Origin of the sequence: Klebsiella sp. 2019SCSN059, from assembly GCF_021739525.1 — a bacterium.
Lineage (GTDB): Bacteria > Pseudomonadota > Gammaproteobacteria > Enterobacterales > Enterobacteriaceae > Klebsiella > Klebsiella quasipneumoniae.
Window position 1 is genome coordinate 1 of record NZ_JAKKOM010000034.1, and the last position, 13,974, is coordinate 13,974.

Annotated in this window: 13 protein-coding genes; 7 read left to right on the plus strand and 6 right to left on the minus strand. The window is 42.8% G+C overall.

Translation table 11 applies throughout. The features are described from left to right. Positions 1-649 precede the first annotated feature (649 nt). Both L2I46_RS24115 and L2I46_RS24120 read right to left on the minus strand, forming a co-directional pair. On the minus strand, positions 650-3,082 hold the full coding sequence (locus L2I46_RS24115; protein ID WP_024266376.1) for an Ig-like domain-containing protein: 2,433 nt from the start codon (positions 3,080-3,082) through the stop codon (positions 650-652). A gap of 160 nt (positions 3,083-3,242) precedes the next feature. Continuing rightward, on the minus strand, positions 3,243-3,701 hold the full coding sequence (locus L2I46_RS24120) for a YuiA family protein (protein ID WP_024266375.1): 459 nt from the start codon (positions 3,699-3,701) through the stop codon (positions 3,243-3,245). Positions 3,702-4,115: 414 nt separating this feature from the next. On the opposite strand from L2I46_RS24120, the gene L2I46_RS24125 reads away from it, so the two are divergent. Beyond that, entirely contained in the window at positions 4,116-5,063 is a 948-nt protein-coding gene (locus tag L2I46_RS24125; RefSeq protein WP_031285326.1) for an IS30 family transposase, read from the plus strand. 156 nt (positions 5,064-5,219) lie between these two features. Here the strand turns inward: L2I46_RS24125 and L2I46_RS24130 are convergent, their stop codons facing one another. The 4 genes from L2I46_RS24130 to L2I46_RS24145 form a co-directional block, all read right to left on the minus strand. After that, positions 5,220-6,407: a DNA-binding protein gene (locus L2I46_RS24130; RefSeq protein WP_014839955.1), complete on the minus strand. Its 1,188-nt coding sequence runs from the start codon at positions 6,405-6,407 to the stop codon at positions 5,220-5,222. A gap of 131 nt (positions 6,408-6,538) precedes the next feature. Beyond that, a complete protein-coding gene (locus L2I46_RS24135) occupies positions 6,539-7,303 on the minus strand; it encodes a hypothetical protein (protein WP_024266372.1) in 765 nt (254 codons plus the stop codon). Between the two features lie 52 nt (positions 7,304-7,355). Continuing rightward, a complete protein-coding gene (locus L2I46_RS24140) occupies positions 7,356-8,027 on the minus strand; it encodes a hypothetical protein (protein WP_024266371.1) in 672 nt (223 codons plus the stop codon). A 141-nt stretch (positions 8,028-8,168) separates the two neighbouring features. Continuing rightward, positions 8,169-8,483 (minus strand): hypothetical protein, encoded by a 315-nt coding sequence (locus L2I46_RS24145; RefSeq protein WP_017901066.1) that lies wholly within the window; start codon positions 8,481-8,483, stop codon positions 8,169-8,171. A gap of 820 nt (positions 8,484-9,303) precedes the next feature. Between L2I46_RS24145 and L2I46_RS24150 the strand changes: the two genes are divergently transcribed. The 6 genes from L2I46_RS24150 (at position 9,304) to L2I46_RS24175 (ending at position 13,974) form a co-directional block, all read left to right on the plus strand. After that, positions 9,304-9,669, plus strand: a complete 366-nt coding sequence (locus L2I46_RS24150; protein ID WP_017901065.1) for a hypothetical protein — start codon at positions 9,304-9,306, stop codon at positions 9,667-9,669. A gap of 101 nt (positions 9,670-9,770) precedes the next feature. Next, positions 9,771-10,073: a type IV conjugative transfer system protein TraL gene (locus L2I46_RS24155; protein WP_017901064.1), complete on the plus strand. Its 303-nt coding sequence runs from the start codon at positions 9,771-9,773 to the stop codon at positions 10,071-10,073. Positions 10,074-10,091: 18 nt separating this feature from the next. After that, complete coding sequence (locus L2I46_RS24160; protein ID WP_087549161.1) at positions 10,092-10,952, plus strand: TraE/TraK family type IV conjugative transfer system protein; 861 nt, start codon at positions 10,092-10,094, stop codon at positions 10,950-10,952. 1 nt (position 10,953) lies between these two features. Further along, on the plus strand, positions 10,954-12,123 hold the full coding sequence (locus L2I46_RS24165) for a TraK domain-containing protein (RefSeq protein ID WP_014839954.1): 1,170 nt from the start codon (positions 10,954-10,956) through the stop codon (positions 12,121-12,123). Beyond that, on the plus strand, positions 12,120-12,647 hold the full coding sequence (locus L2I46_RS24170; protein WP_017901061.1) for a hypothetical protein: 528 nt from the start codon (positions 12,120-12,122) through the stop codon (positions 12,645-12,647). Before L2I46_RS24165 ends, L2I46_RS24170 begins: the two co-directional genes overlap by 4 nt. Next, entirely contained in the window at positions 12,607-13,974 is a 1,368-nt protein-coding gene (locus tag L2I46_RS24175; protein WP_169516757.1) for a TrbI/VirB10 family protein, read from the plus strand. Before L2I46_RS24170 ends, L2I46_RS24175 begins: the two co-directional genes overlap by 41 nt.

The window sequence follows — 13,974 nt, forward strand, 5'->3', positions numbered from 1 at the left end:
GGGTTGTTTTGTCCTGCCGGGGTATCAGAAAGCCGCTGGGCCACCCGGAGCCGGACTGCGAACAAGGGGGTTGTTTTAATGTGACTGGCTATCAGGAAGCTGCTGGGGCTCCCGGAGCAGGACTGCGAACAAGGGGGTTGTTTTGTCACACCGGGCGATCACAAAGCTACAGGGCTACTTGAAGCAAAGCAGTTAACAAAGATGTCGGGTTGACCTACTGGGCATCAGAAAGCCGCAGGGCCTCCCGAAGCAGAACTGCGAACAAGGGGGTTGTTTTGTCCTGCCGGGGTATCAGAAAGCCGCTGGGCCTCCCGAAGCAGAACTGCGAACAAGGGGGTTGTTTTGTCCTGCCGGGGCATCAGAAAGCCGCAGGGTCTCCCGAAGCAGAACTGCGAACAAGGGGGTTGTTTTGTCCTGCCGGGGTATCAGAAAGCCGCTGGGCCACCCGGAGCAGAACTGCGAACAAGGGGGTTGTTTTGTCCTGCCGGGGTATCAGAAAGCCGCCCGGCCTCCCGAAGCAGGACTGCGAACAGGGGGAGGGCCTGAGCGGTTATCATAAAGCGATTAAAGGGTAGGGATTGAAATAAAACTGTTAATAAAAATAAAAAAAACCAGTCACATGAACTGGTTTTTATGAGTGAATATAAGTTTATTTGAGTTGCGGAAATTCAACTATAAATCCAGATGAACCAACAACACCATTAATACCAGGGAATATTGGGATCACTACATCGTTTCCAACAGCACCTAAATCTATTTGAATTTCCTTTGTTTCTCCAGGGGCTACAACATTGCCAATAACACTAATTGGGAATGCTGAATCACCCCTTACAGTAATTAGTGCTGTTTGGACGCCTTTTGCAAGCGAACCATCATTACGACGCAACTGGCTTGCTTTAAGAACGGCTAATGGCTCACCAGAAGATAATTTTATCGCCTTATTGACTGCCAGGGTATTTAGTTTATCAAGAACAATAAGGTTCTTAGGGTAGTAGGCAAAGCGGATAGATTTAGATGACATGTTACCGGCATCATCTATAGCTTTAACTAAAAGGGTGTATTTATCTGTTGTTTCATCGAGAGACGGAAATAATCTTGGATAGAGTGGGGTATAGGTTCCATCCGTATTTTTAGTAAAACCTAATTCAACATCATCAGATGTAGGTCCGCCTTGAAGAACCATTTGGTAAATCTTCGATTCGCTCAATGAATCAGTTACAGATACTGATATGTTTTCTAATCCGTACACCGTACTTTCAGATATTAGAGGTGCGCCATCATAAGAGATAGAGAGAGAAGGGGGCGTTTTATCCACAACAATAGACTTAAAAGGAAGTTGGGAAGTATTATTAAATGTATCTTTTGCTCTGAATGCAAGATCATACTTCCCTTCTGGTAACTTCGATAAATCAAGGGCATAGGTATAATCATCACCTGACATTGCCACTTTTGAACCGGCTAAAAGTGACGTTCCAGATAATGTGTCAAAAAGTTCGACACTAGCTAACCTCAATACTTCTCTCCAGTTACCATTACCAGGTTGAGTAACATAGACCAGAATAGATTTATTAGCTTCTCTATAATCAAATCCTGTAATTTTTGGAATTAAATCTGTATTCCAAATACTTCTAATTTCAAATTGGTCGGAAGTTAATTTCTTATCAGGACTGCGCACTAAGAAATAATGCGCAATGTAACCATTTCCTTTATTAATTTTGTAGGAAAAAGTTCCAGTGCATGTTGTTTCTCCAACGGGTATTGAGCAGACTTCCCTTGCTTGTGTTGCATTGTAAAAAGATTGTACATAATCCCTTGCGTCAACAGTTATAGATGCAGTTTGATATTCACCAGGCAGTTCTTCATTTTTAAAAAGCTTCTGACCATAGTCAAAACTGCCTACTGTTGAGAAAGTCATTAGTCTTGATCTGATTACTGGTGATTTTGGAGCGTTCTCTCCCAGTTTAACGTTATATGAAGAATTTCCTCCGCCATATTGATATCCGTTATGAATAACAAATGATGTTCCAACAGGAATAGTCTGCTTGATATAAACGTAACCATTAGATTCAGTTAATAGGGAACCAAAAGATAATCCCGCTTTATTATTTGCACGATAATTTGTCCTTGGTAATCTATAAATAAGAGTAACTGGGTTTGTATCTACAGTCATACCAGCAGTGTATTTAACATATCCTTTTTCGAAACCAGGTATGACGCTTGTTGTAGCAGTTGGATCTTCTACTGCAAATAATTCACTTTCTCCCGGCGATGAGTCGAATACAAAGGTCTGGTCTGGAACCTGAGAGACGTTGCCAGCTTTATCATAGAGTAAGCCGCGAAATTTAAAGTCAGTATCAGCGTCTGAAACAGGCATCCAGTCAGCTTTATTCATGCCACTTTTAGTAATAGGGGCTGTTGCACCTTTAGAGCCTTCATCGTAAGACATTGTATAACTTGAGTATACGGAGCCACCGGGTTTAATGATCTGAACTACCGCTTTATCAAAACCTGACAAATCATTGATGTTTTTGACAGCGAGGTAAATTATAGATTCCTGACCACGTCCAAGTTCCCATCGAGAACCTGATACCACCATGTCATAACCTGGTACCCATGGAACCGAAAAGTTATCAGACGTAGGCCCCACGGTATCAATAAAAACAGGGTGAGTTGTTGTTGATACCACAGCTGATTTTGAGTCTAAAATTTCGGATTTGATGGTGTAGCGGCCATCACTAAGAGGGGGGATCGTGACAGATTTACCGTAGAAACTATTGCCGCTTGAAGACGAGATTCGGTCATCAACAGTAATGATGCCGGTTGTAGTGCTATAAATGGAGCTGTTATCTTCATCGCGAGAAACGGAGATACGGATTTGTTGATCTAACCCTCCAATGAGAAGGGCGTTAAAATTGCCCTGGGGGTTAAGATATGGGGCGCTTTCTGAGACACTTTTATGGACCCCGTTAATATCGGTAAAGGTGTACTCGTATACACGTGAGTGCGCAACGGATAACACACCGGAAGCCAACGTAAGGCCTACAGCTATAGCAGTACGATTTAAGAATAGTGGTAAATTCATAATGAACCTTTTTATGAGGGAGGCCGCGAAAGTAACTTTTCAAAGACACTCATAGGTCTATATGAGAATAATATCATGCAAAATTTTTGGGTTTTCCCGATAAGGGGAGTAAATAAAAAAATGTCACCATCTTTTGACAGTGACATTGTGCATTTGAGGGTTAGTGGATTTCTGAAAGGATTCGCTCAGCGACTGCAATTTGTTTAGCAGAAAGTTGACGACCGCTTTGAATGGTAAGTGTAAGAATCTTAAGGAATGGATTTTTATCAGTTGCTGATATGATTTTATGCTCCAGTGGAGTTAAATTATCCATCCTTTGCCGCCGCCAGGTGGTTGAAGTTACAACTTTTTGAGCTGCTGAATAATTCTTTTTGAAAAGCTCTTTCAGGGTATAACATTCTTTAATTAAGGTGCCTTGTTTACCAGTACCTTTACAGGAAGTACATGCACCAGTAGAGTTTGCATAGCTCAAACGATGACGGCCGGACCCTTTACAATATGAACATGAATAACTTTTTTCATACCGGGCGGAGCCATTGAACTCATGAATATTGAAAACAAATTTTTCATCAATTAACTGACCGTCAACAGAAAACCATTGCTCATTTGAATGTTTCATTGAATCCCCCCCCTAGCGTTTGTAGATGACACCATTAAATCAAATAAAAACGCCTTGTATAGACCCTATTTTTAAAACATGAGAGAGAAGGGTGGGGTTATATTTTTAGTATTAGTCATAAACATTCAGAAAATTTAAAAATATAATATTTATCCAGTGTTTATTAAATGAAGGATTGCTAGATTATTGATATGTATTGAATTTTGGGGTGATTGCATCACCCCTGCAGTTATGAAGGGAAAAAATTACGGCAGACCTCAATCCTCTTCTGGATCAGCAAGAGGAAAATTATTCATGATGACAGGAGGGCGCGAATTCAGATAATAACTGCAACACCCATGGTGCATAGGAGAGAAGAGGCCAACTGCCGGTTCTGGTACGCTTCTTCTCGCCAAAGAAACAAAGCGGAACACCATGAGATACCATCAGTTGACCGAAGGACAACGATACCAGATCGCCTGCCTTCATGACCATGGCTTGAGCCAAGCAATGATTGCCCGCAAGGTGGGTGTGCATCCATCCACCATTAGTCGCGAACTCCGTCGCAACCGGTGTGCGCAAGGTTATCAACCAGCAGAGGCTCATCAATCGGCCACCCTGCGACGATGTTCCAGCAGCAAATATCGTGTCCCGGAAGATACCCTTATTTTCGTGACCATGGCGTTGGCCGCAGACTGGAGTCCGGAGCAGATAAGCTCGGTCTGCAGGCGCATTGGTTGCCCTGTCAGTCATGAGTGGATCTACCGCTATGTGGCGCAGGATAAGGCCAACGGTGGCAAGCTGTTCCGTCACTTGCGGCAAGGCCACAAACGTTACCGTAAGGGACAGAATGCCAAGCGCTGCGTGATCCCCAACCCGGTATCGATCGATGAGCGCCCAGCGATAGTCGACTCTCGTAGCCGATTGGGTGACTGGGAGGTGGATACCGTTTCGGGCAAACAAGGTAGTGGTGCCATCGTGACACTGGCCGAGCGTAAGAGCCGACTCTACCTAGTGCAGTATGTGCCTGCCAAGACGGCAGCTGCAGTGGCCGATGCCATCATCTGCATGCTAGAGCCCTACAAGGCACATGTTCATACAATCACCGCGGACAATGGCAGTGAATTTGTGGAACATGAGCGAGTAGCCAAGGTGCTAAATGCCCAGTTTTACTTCGCGCATCCATACAGCGCGTGGGAGCGAGGTCTGAACGAGAACAGCAATGGCTTGTTGCGGCAGTATGTGCCCAAGGGCAGCGACCTGAGCCAGCTCAGCCCGGATGAGTTGTCGGCCTTCGAGCGGCGACTCAACCTTAGACCGCGCAAATGTTTGGATTTCAGGCAACCGCAGATCGTGTTTGATGAACTACGACAGGTTGCTTGATTTGGCGGGTGTTGCACTTCGGAGTTGAATTCGCGGGACCGTAACAGCTACAGGCTCGCCATTTTCAGGAAACGGGGGAATGCCATCCATTTCAGCGCATTTAAAATCAGACATAGTTAGATCCTCCAGCATTTAGTGATACCCAGTAAACACATTTCATACAGCAGAATGCAAATTTAGCAATGAAAATTCTTTATTCTGATTGCTTGAAGGTTGATCGTTCAAGGGTTCATTTGTTGCTTCATCAGAAGCAGGTATTGTATTGTTCTCAACATCAGCTGCCTGAGTCGAATGTGAAAGTTTGCCCTTAGTCGTTTTCCTTTGAAGTTTCACCTCGTGATCTAGAACTGAGGCTTCTGACTGTAAAATCAGCTCAATTAAATGCTTGTCGAGCTCAATTGGTATTTTTTCGTTCGGACCAAATTGTTCAAGATCAAACTCAGCCGGAAGCGAGGCCCGTAACCTTTTTGAAACCTCTTTAGAACTGGCCGCAAGATTCTGGGCTAATTTACGAGGGATGGGTTGAAAACCCAATGATTTTTTAGTGATCCTGACAGATTTACGAGAGTTTGGTGCAGTCATTACTTCAGAAACATTCAGAGGAAGTGAGTCACCCTCTTTTGAATTAGCTATGACCTGGAGCTTTGCGTTTAATTCTCCCCGGATTTTCTCCAGCGCTTCCTTTTCGCCCAGGTCACGAATTAATTCCAGACAGAGTGTGTAAGAAATAACTTCCTGAGTAATTAAAATTTTCAGCTCATCATCGATAGTCGCAAGAGAAATAAGTTGCCTCACGGCCATTTCGGAAATATTCTCACGCTGCGCTACCATGTCTACCGACATCCCGGCGTCATTAACTAGTCTGCTATAGGCAACTCCACGTCCAACAGGACAAAGCTGCAATGATTTCGCCCCATCCAATGAATGCCATTCCTGCTCGATCTCGTCTCCCTGAAATTCCCTCAATCTAATTAGAATCGGCAGACCAGATTCCTTTAGCGCTAGCAGGGCTGCTCGTGTACGACAGTTCCCCTGACGGACTAAGGGCCGACCTTCTACAATCACAACTGTAATAGGATCAATATCGGCCCCGCTTAAAAATGCGGCTTTCAGATTCTGTATATGTTGAGAAGGTTTAGGTAGTTGGTAGTAAGCCTCTCCCAGGCCCATCTCACGGCAGTTCCAGTTTGGCACTAATCCTAATGCCCGGGGATCAATCAGAAATGGCTGACCATTAACTGCTTTATGGCAAATGTCGGGGTTTGCGTCACTAAATTCACGCAAATTTTTGACAGTCCGACCGCTCCGTACTGTGGAGATAAAAAAATCAGCTTCTCTATTTATCTTCATTTTATGACCTTTGAGCAATTCAACCCAGAAATTAGACTCTACAGTAATTTTCTGTAAAAACTTCTCGCTAGGTGGTTAAAACTGCTAGTGAGCGATTTTTTTCGAAAGTTACTTTTTTTTGAAAATCACAATGGACTAACACCCTCAACAAAAACGCTAATACTATGAATATCAAACAATTTTCTTTTCTTTGTGTAAGTGATAAATCCAAATCGACCTAGTAACTGTACGTGTTTAAATGTTGCTGGAGCGATTTCGGAAAGGGATTTGACTTCTTTTTCCGAAAGTAACTTTTGGTGAAGGTCAAAAACCTCGGGCCGTTTGGCAAAAAAAAGCGTTGTCAGAAAAACTGATACTGCATTAGTCAGTCCCAACAGAGTCGTGACAATCCTGGGATTAACAGTAAAACTAACCCGGTTGACCGCATCACAATCAACATTGTGACTGATTTCTGAAAATACAGCGCAGGTCTGACGAATATTATCTGTTTGTATCTCTATCCTGAACTCAATCATCATCAACAAAAAGAACAAAACCTCACCCGGGGTATAACAAATTTTACGCAGACCTATAGCCTCTGAAACTCTGTCTGTTTTTTCTATCAGTTCGCCAAGAGAAAAACAGAATTGAAGGCCTTGTTCGGTTGGTTGTCTTGCGTTCAAGTCCAGCAAAATGGCAAACCACAAAGGTTGATATCGGCCATGCATAATCGGCCCTGTCAAAAAGACCTTATCCTGAGAAAAGTTACTTTTATCTTTAGAGAGCAGGGGAGTGATTTCACTTGAAGTGAAATCAACTTTAGTCTGGTCACAGGTTAAGGATAACTTGTGGTTTTTTCTAAAGAAATCCTGCAATAGCTGAATCTCTGGCAATTTATTATTTCGAAGCATAAAGAGTAACAAGTACCTCTGTAAAGCTTGAGGGATTTCTGTTGTCAGCCACTTATAAATCTCCAGGTGAAGTATTGACAATTTTAACCTGCAATATACTCATATTATTGATCCAGAGTCGTTTAACTACCTGAATGTTGCAACGTAGAATATCCCCGGGACTATGTCGGGATGGATTCGAATCATAGGCAATAAAATGCCGGTGGTCAGTGGTTTCCAACAGTAATGAGGAAAAGCTCTCGATAGAAAACTTACGAGTTAGCACCTCAATTTTTCTAACGGTGAGATCGAGATTTAAACAGGCCCCGATTTTTGCGTTATAAGGTCTGACCGTCAGGCTGGCAACCGTTTTATGTTCTTGTTGAGTTGGCCGCAGACACCTATATTGCAATTTGGTAGGAAAGTTACTTTTATCCAAAACCTGGACCAGTGAAGAATGGAAATGATTTTTACCCTGATTGGAAGTCGATAATCTGATTTCCAGCCACTTTCTAATTAGGGTCTGCTCAGGTGATATAAATGGAAATTTTAGCGAATTTTTGGCAGCCCACTCATACACAGGAATAACTTTTTCCAATACAGCAGGGAGTACGCCGGTGCCAGAGCAATGATTGCAATTAATACCAGAACCTAGACAGTCCGGACAGGGCCGCTGGATTTCAATAAATCCGGCAGAATTCGGCTCAGTGTCACAAATGATTTCGTTGTTGGTCGTTATCCACATATATATCTCCCCTCAGATATTCCATATCCTATCAGGAAAAGATCGCCAGGTAAGGGGGTATTTTTTTGACATTAGAAAACGACATTGCTGGCTGGAATTGGAAATAATTCCGATTAACCCTGTAGATTTGAAGACTATTAATCAAAAATTTTTGAATGCTGGAACGTGTTCGTCAACCAATACGCTAACCTGTTTAGGTTGACTCTGTACCGGTATTACGGAAACGTTTGATTCTAGGACGTTCTTTATCTGCCTGATATTTATAGCAAAAATTTTACTGACCCAATCCGAATCGATTTTTGCGAAAATTTCTGATTCGGTCAGTTTTGAGTTGCGAATAATACGACGGGTTACGAAAATACTAAGACCGTCAAGATTACAGCTCATGGTTAAGATATTGTTATTTAAGGAAATTTTAAGGTCTAAACCCAAAACCGAAATAAGCTTGATTTTCATGATATTCCATTCACGACACACTTCAGAGTATTCCTAAATTTACATTTTGAAATGAAGGTTGTGAAGAGGGAAAGGTTGCATTTTTTGGCATATATAGCAGATTATATCCCGATAAGGTAGATGCAACCGCTTGCTTTCAGATAATTACTCTGATTGTGATATGAAAACACCAAAATTCAATAAGTTATATTGAACACAGAATCTTCAAATTTTCTCCATTTTCTTAATTTTTTGAGCATTTTTCAGAGAAAACCGGACCAAAATACATGAAAACTACCAATTATAGTATCCCGGTAGTAAACCTGATATCTGACGTCTATGTTTGTTAGCCACAAAAGTGACTTTTGTTGCTGTCCTGACTGAGGCAATTACAGAAGTTGGGTTTAAGCCCCCGACCAAAGGTGAGTTAAAAGTGACTTTTCTCAATTCGATTGGGTTGTAACAACACGAAAGTGACTTTTTTGAACGCGAAAAATGCATTTTTCCATTTCAGAAAGTGCCTTTTGAAACATAATACCGAAAAGGTGATTTTGGATGCAAAATTGAACAGATGTCGGTGTTGAAAATTAATCACAATAAAATCATGTGGTTATCTTTGGTTGTGTGGTTACCTATGCCCATATAGAAAGGATTTATTTCACCCATAGGATGACTTTTTAAGCTTTGCGAAAAAGTGACTTTAATGGGTCCTGCCATTTCCCCGTTTTTTTATAAAAAAAATGTTCTATAGATTCGAAATTAAAAATTAACCCTGGGTATTCTCAAATTGCTGGTTAGCGCCAGAAAACCTAAACCAATTTTTGCATTCAGGAGTTTCACAATGATCCAGAAATCTATGGCTATGAACGGTACTGCTGCCTTCACCCTGTCTGACAACCTGCGTAATATGGTCAGCAATAAAGTGTTCCAGGTATTTGTAGCTCTGCTGTGCGCTGCGTTGTTTTCCTCTATTGCCCTAGCGGGCGGTGACGATGGCGCTCTGGGTGAAATCTGGACCCAGCTGTCTGAAGCATTAAGCGGTGCGCCAGGTAAAGCACTGGCCGCGTGTATGCTGTTCTCTGCGTTTTATTTCTCTATCGGTCGTCCGAACCCAGGCCTGGCGCTGGTTTCCTTCCTCATGATGATGATCCTTGCGAATGGCGAAAAAATCATCTCCGGTTTCCTGGATGCAGGTGTTGCGCTGTAAAAATAAATTTTGCTAAAAACGCAAAACAACAATTAGGGGACGAAAGTCCCCTTTTTATTACCTGTACAATAGAGACCATGTTCAGAAATGGTGCTAAGTAAATGGATAACAATTACACATACCGATTTCCATACCGGATTAATCTACCTTTGCTGATATTGTTTTTTGATGCCAAGCAGATCGGCGTAGTTATGGGCCTTCTTGCGTTCGGGAATATTTTTGAATGTATGTCCATTGCATCAGTTACCGCAGTTGTTTACTGGATTGCATACAACAAAGCAAAGGAAAGCGCGGTGCGGGGAAGACTGAAACACAAACTTTGGTGGAATGGTTTTCTGCCGGGAAGAACTGTTTTCCAGAGTCGATATTTTTCTGACCCTTTTATGCGAGTGCTGTACAGCTAAATTAATCCCGGAGAAGTAATGAGCGAGAAAAAGTCACTTTTAGAAAACGTCATGAACTTCTTCAGGTTTGTGCCTAAGAAGAAGGTAGCTGATAAATCAAAGGATGATGAGGCTGATGATGTCCAGGTTGAAAAGGCAGAAAGTTATAGCACTGACAAAATGCAGCGTCCTAAGTCGATCCTGAATTTATCAAAAGAGCTCGAAACTCCCAAAATAGGGAAAAAAACGGGTGCTGAACTGACCTATAGCCAGTTAATTCAACGGGACAAAAAGTTAATTTTTAACAACGGACTTTTGACCGTGATTGCTGGTCTCTTGGTTATCAAAGTTGTTTTTTTTTCAACCACAGAGATCATTGCTATACCTCCAGATATGACTGCGGAAGTATCCGTTGCTGGCAGTAAAGCTAGTGAGTCATATAAGACGCAATGGGGCCTATTTATAGCAACCACATTGGGCAACATAAACCCCAAGAACGTGAATTTCGTTACTGGTTATATTTTAAAAATGTTTCCAGCATCTAAGCAGTCAGCTTTAGAAGCTGAGCTCAAAAAAGCCTCTGATTTAATGCTGGCGAGGAAAGTTGATCAGACCTTTGTTGCAGAGGATGTGAGCTTTCTTCCGGGTGATAACGTTCTTTATGTCTGGGGAACCCGTAAAACGAAATTCCTTAACGTTTCTGATAAAGAACAATCTGAGCGTTGGACCTTTGAGATGGTTTTGAGCGTCAAAAGCGGACGGCCTCGAATCCTTTACCTGAACCAGTATTCAGGTACCCCAAATATCAAAAAAGTAACAGTTAACGGGAAGGTATTGGAAAAAGAGTTTACTGAAAATACCGACATGATCCAGCAACAGAACGAAGCAGAAGCCCAATAATATGAAAAGAAAACTTTTAGGACTACTAATCACATTAAACGTGCTGGCTCCAGTTGTTCATGCTGATGAACCGTTCAGTATTCCTGCGTCAGCAGTAAATACCCAAGCCTTTGATGAGCCGCCTGACTCGGCCAAAGCAATGGATATTGTGACCAATGCCGTTAAACAAGTGCCAGGAGCCTTGGCAGTTACCCAACCTCCTATAAACAGTAACCAGCCACCGATTAATCCAAATCGCCCGACTACTGCTATTCCTGCTGCTCCAGGGCTATCCCAGACTAGCGCTTCTTCTGCTGCTGTTCGTTCAATGACCGATTCGTTAATGAACAATGCACCCTCGGAAGGACCTGGTCAAAAGGCAGTCAATGAGGCTAAGAAGCGTTATCAACCAATGCAAAACGTTACTGTACCTCCAGGGGGAAATATTGTTCTTCCTGTTTCATTAGGTTTACAAAACCGCATCCAGACTTCATTTAAGAACGTAAGTGTTTCAACAACCGCACCTTCAGAAGATACAACTATCTATGTTGAAGGTGGCAGTGTCTTCATTACGACAGTAAAAGATGCCCCTGTAGGCATTATGCTGGCCGAAGAAGGGGTGCCAGAATCAACTTATAACCTGACGCTGATTCCTATAGATGTGCCCGGAGCCATGATTCGTGTTCAAACTCAGTTAACGCAAAACATGGCTATTGAACGTGATCGCCATATAGCTTCCAACACGAATAAAGTGCTGCTGGAGCAAGCACAATCTGGTGAGCTTGACGAAAAAGCGATTGCTCAGGATGATCGTAAGCAGAGGATCATCGATATCCTTTATCCGGTTGCTAATGGTGAAGTACCAACCGGTTTTGCACTTCAGTTGGATAAACTCTCGGTTATCCCTAATAACGAAAAATCACCTTGCCGATTTAACTTTTATGCGAAGCTTGGTCAACGCCTTATCGGTGCTCGTGAACTTGTAGATGTCGTTCTTGTTCAAAATAACCTGACTTATCCAGCGGTTGTTGATGACCAAAAATGCATTACGCCAGGTGTTATTGCCACTGCGATTTTTGATAAAGCATTCTTGCAACCTGGTGAAAAAACAGAGCTGTATATTCTTCGTGACAAACTCTACCAGGAGCGAGAGTCACGTGTAACTAAACGGCCAAGTCTGATTAATGAATGAGAAAGAAAAGTAACTTTTCAGTATTCGCTTGGGTCATTTTGTTCAGTGTTGGTTTAGGCGTTGGTTTTTTTATCGGAAATGTCCAAAAGGAACGATCTGAGCTGGTTCAGATTTTGCCCACGGAATATACAGTGCAAGAAACCGAACTCCCTGAATTTGATGATTTTAAGGTTTATGACTCGGACATATTGCTTTCTGACGAAGTTATAGCTCGTGAGAAAAATATTGACTTAAGCAAGGGTAAAAAATCCGATGAAAAAATCATCACTCTAACTGAGCCGGATGGGTCCAGGACTCATGAACAAGCAAGAGAGAACCCTCAAATTGAACTGGAGAGTGAGAGTCAGTTCTATGAGCATCTTGAAAATAACGTGTTCAAAAATTTACGGGCTGAGCCTCCTTACTCTGTACCGCAAATAGATGAAAAGATCAGGTCATTGAGGGTAAAGAGATATTTACCTCCAGGTAATAAAGGTCAACATAATGAAAACTTTGAAGCTGAAGGAATTGTGGGCAGAAAATAAAGCCATTCGAATGGCTTTTCTACTCATCGTAGCATTTGGGGCTCTTGTGATGGCGACTCTCACGCTTATGGGGGGAGATGATTCAAACCAGAAATCAAAAAAAATTAAGCCAGTTACTAACCTTCTGGATACTTCTTCTATCCACAATATGGATGAAGAGGGACAGAAGCGTTTTCTGCAAACTGTTCAACAGGAAAACCGTAAAGACCAACAATCCATGTTGGATCAGGTTAAGCAGATGGAGAAATATAAGTCTGAAAATTCCAGTGAGATAAGTGAGCTAAAAGCGCAACTTAAGCAGCTGAACCAACAAATTTCAGATATGCAGAATGGTAAGGGCCCGGCAAGTAATCGTAGCCTCGATAACCGCGTAGGCCAGCAGGCCAATGACAATCAGCAGCAAAATCCAGCCTATCAGCTTAATGGTGATGCGGTGGCAAATCGCAATCAGGAAATACCAGTCGCAGGCGGTATCTCACCTCAACGTACCCAGCTGGTGCGCACAATTACCAGTAACAGCATTACCACTGCCAATAACGGTGTCCTTGAAGTGACACCAATTGTTGAAAAGAACATTACGAACGCTAACCAAAAGCGAGTTGTTAAAGCCGGAGCGCCTGCCGTGGCAGGTGATGGCACTAAGCCAATAGATAGCAATGCACGTCACTCAAAACGCTCTGAAGACCAGTATTTGCCTGCTACTTCCCAACTTTATGCAGTTCTGGTGACAGGTGTGGAAGCGCCGACATCATTATCGTCTCAGGAGGAACCGTTGGGAGTAACGTTCAGGGTTAAACGCGATGTTTTCTTACCCAATAACTACAGAATGGATCTTCGTGATTGTAACCTCCTGGGTACCGCTCGTGGAGATATGGCCTCTGAACGAGTCTATATCCGCACAACAAGTCTGAGCTGTGTAAATTCCAAAGGGAAAAGCTTTGATATCAAACTGGAGGCATACGCAGTTAGTGAAATCGACGGAAAAGCCGGTATCAAAGGTACGCTTATCTCCCGAAACGGTAACGCTATTATGGGTAGTGCCTTAGCCGGTGGCCTTAGCGCGCTGGCGCAGGGACTGAGCCCAAGCAAAGTTAGTCAGCTGAATATCGATCCTAACTCACAAGCACAATTCCAGGGACCTAACATTGGTGCTCTTGGCGCTGTGAGCGCAAGTGGTATGGTCTCGGGAGGATTAAACAAGCTGACAGACTGGTATACCCACATAATTGATCAGCAGTGGCCGGTTGTAGAGCTTTCTCCGGGTATTAATGCGACTTTTGTCGTCCTTAACGGTGCATCCATTCCAACCAATTTAGCGGCGAAATAA

Bases quoted from the DNA above. Each gene is read 5' to 3' on its own strand.
- L2I46_RS24115 (WP_024266376.1), bottom strand. From the start codon at position 3,082: ATGAATTTACCACTATTCTTAAATCGTACTGCTATAGCTGTAGGCCTT.
- L2I46_RS24120 (WP_024266375.1), bottom strand. From the start codon at position 3,701: ATGAAACATTCAAATGAGCAATGGTTTTCTGTTGACGGTCAGTTAATT.
- L2I46_RS24125 (WP_031285326.1), top strand. From the start codon at position 4,116: ATGAGATACCATCAGTTGACCGAAGGACAACGATACCAGATCGCCTGC.
- L2I46_RS24135 (WP_024266372.1), bottom strand. From the start codon at position 7,303: ATGCTTCGAAATAATAAATTGCCAGAGATTCAGCTATTGCAGGATTTC.
- L2I46_RS24140 (WP_024266371.1), bottom strand. From the start codon at position 8,027: ATGTGGATAACGACCAACAACGAAATCATTTGTGACACTGAGCCGAAT.
- L2I46_RS24145 (WP_017901066.1), bottom strand. From the start codon at position 8,483: ATGAAAATCAAGCTTATTTCGGTTTTGGGTTTAGACCTTAAAATTTCC.
- L2I46_RS24150 (WP_017901065.1), top strand. From the start codon at position 9,304: ATGATCCAGAAATCTATGGCTATGAACGGTACTGCTGCCTTCACCCTG.
- L2I46_RS24155 (WP_017901064.1), top strand. From the start codon at position 9,771: ATGGATAACAATTACACATACCGATTTCCATACCGGATTAATCTACCT.
- L2I46_RS24160 (WP_087549161.1), top strand. From the start codon at position 10,092: ATGAGCGAGAAAAAGTCACTTTTAGAAAACGTCATGAACTTCTTCAGG.
- L2I46_RS24165 (WP_014839954.1), top strand. From the start codon at position 10,954: ATGAAAAGAAAACTTTTAGGACTACTAATCACATTAAACGTGCTGGCT.
- L2I46_RS24170 (WP_017901061.1), top strand. From the start codon at position 12,120: ATGAGAAAGAAAAGTAACTTTTCAGTATTCGCTTGGGTCATTTTGTTC.
- L2I46_RS24175 (WP_169516757.1), top strand. From the start codon at position 12,607: ATGAAAACTTTGAAGCTGAAGGAATTGTGGGCAGAAAATAAAGCCATT.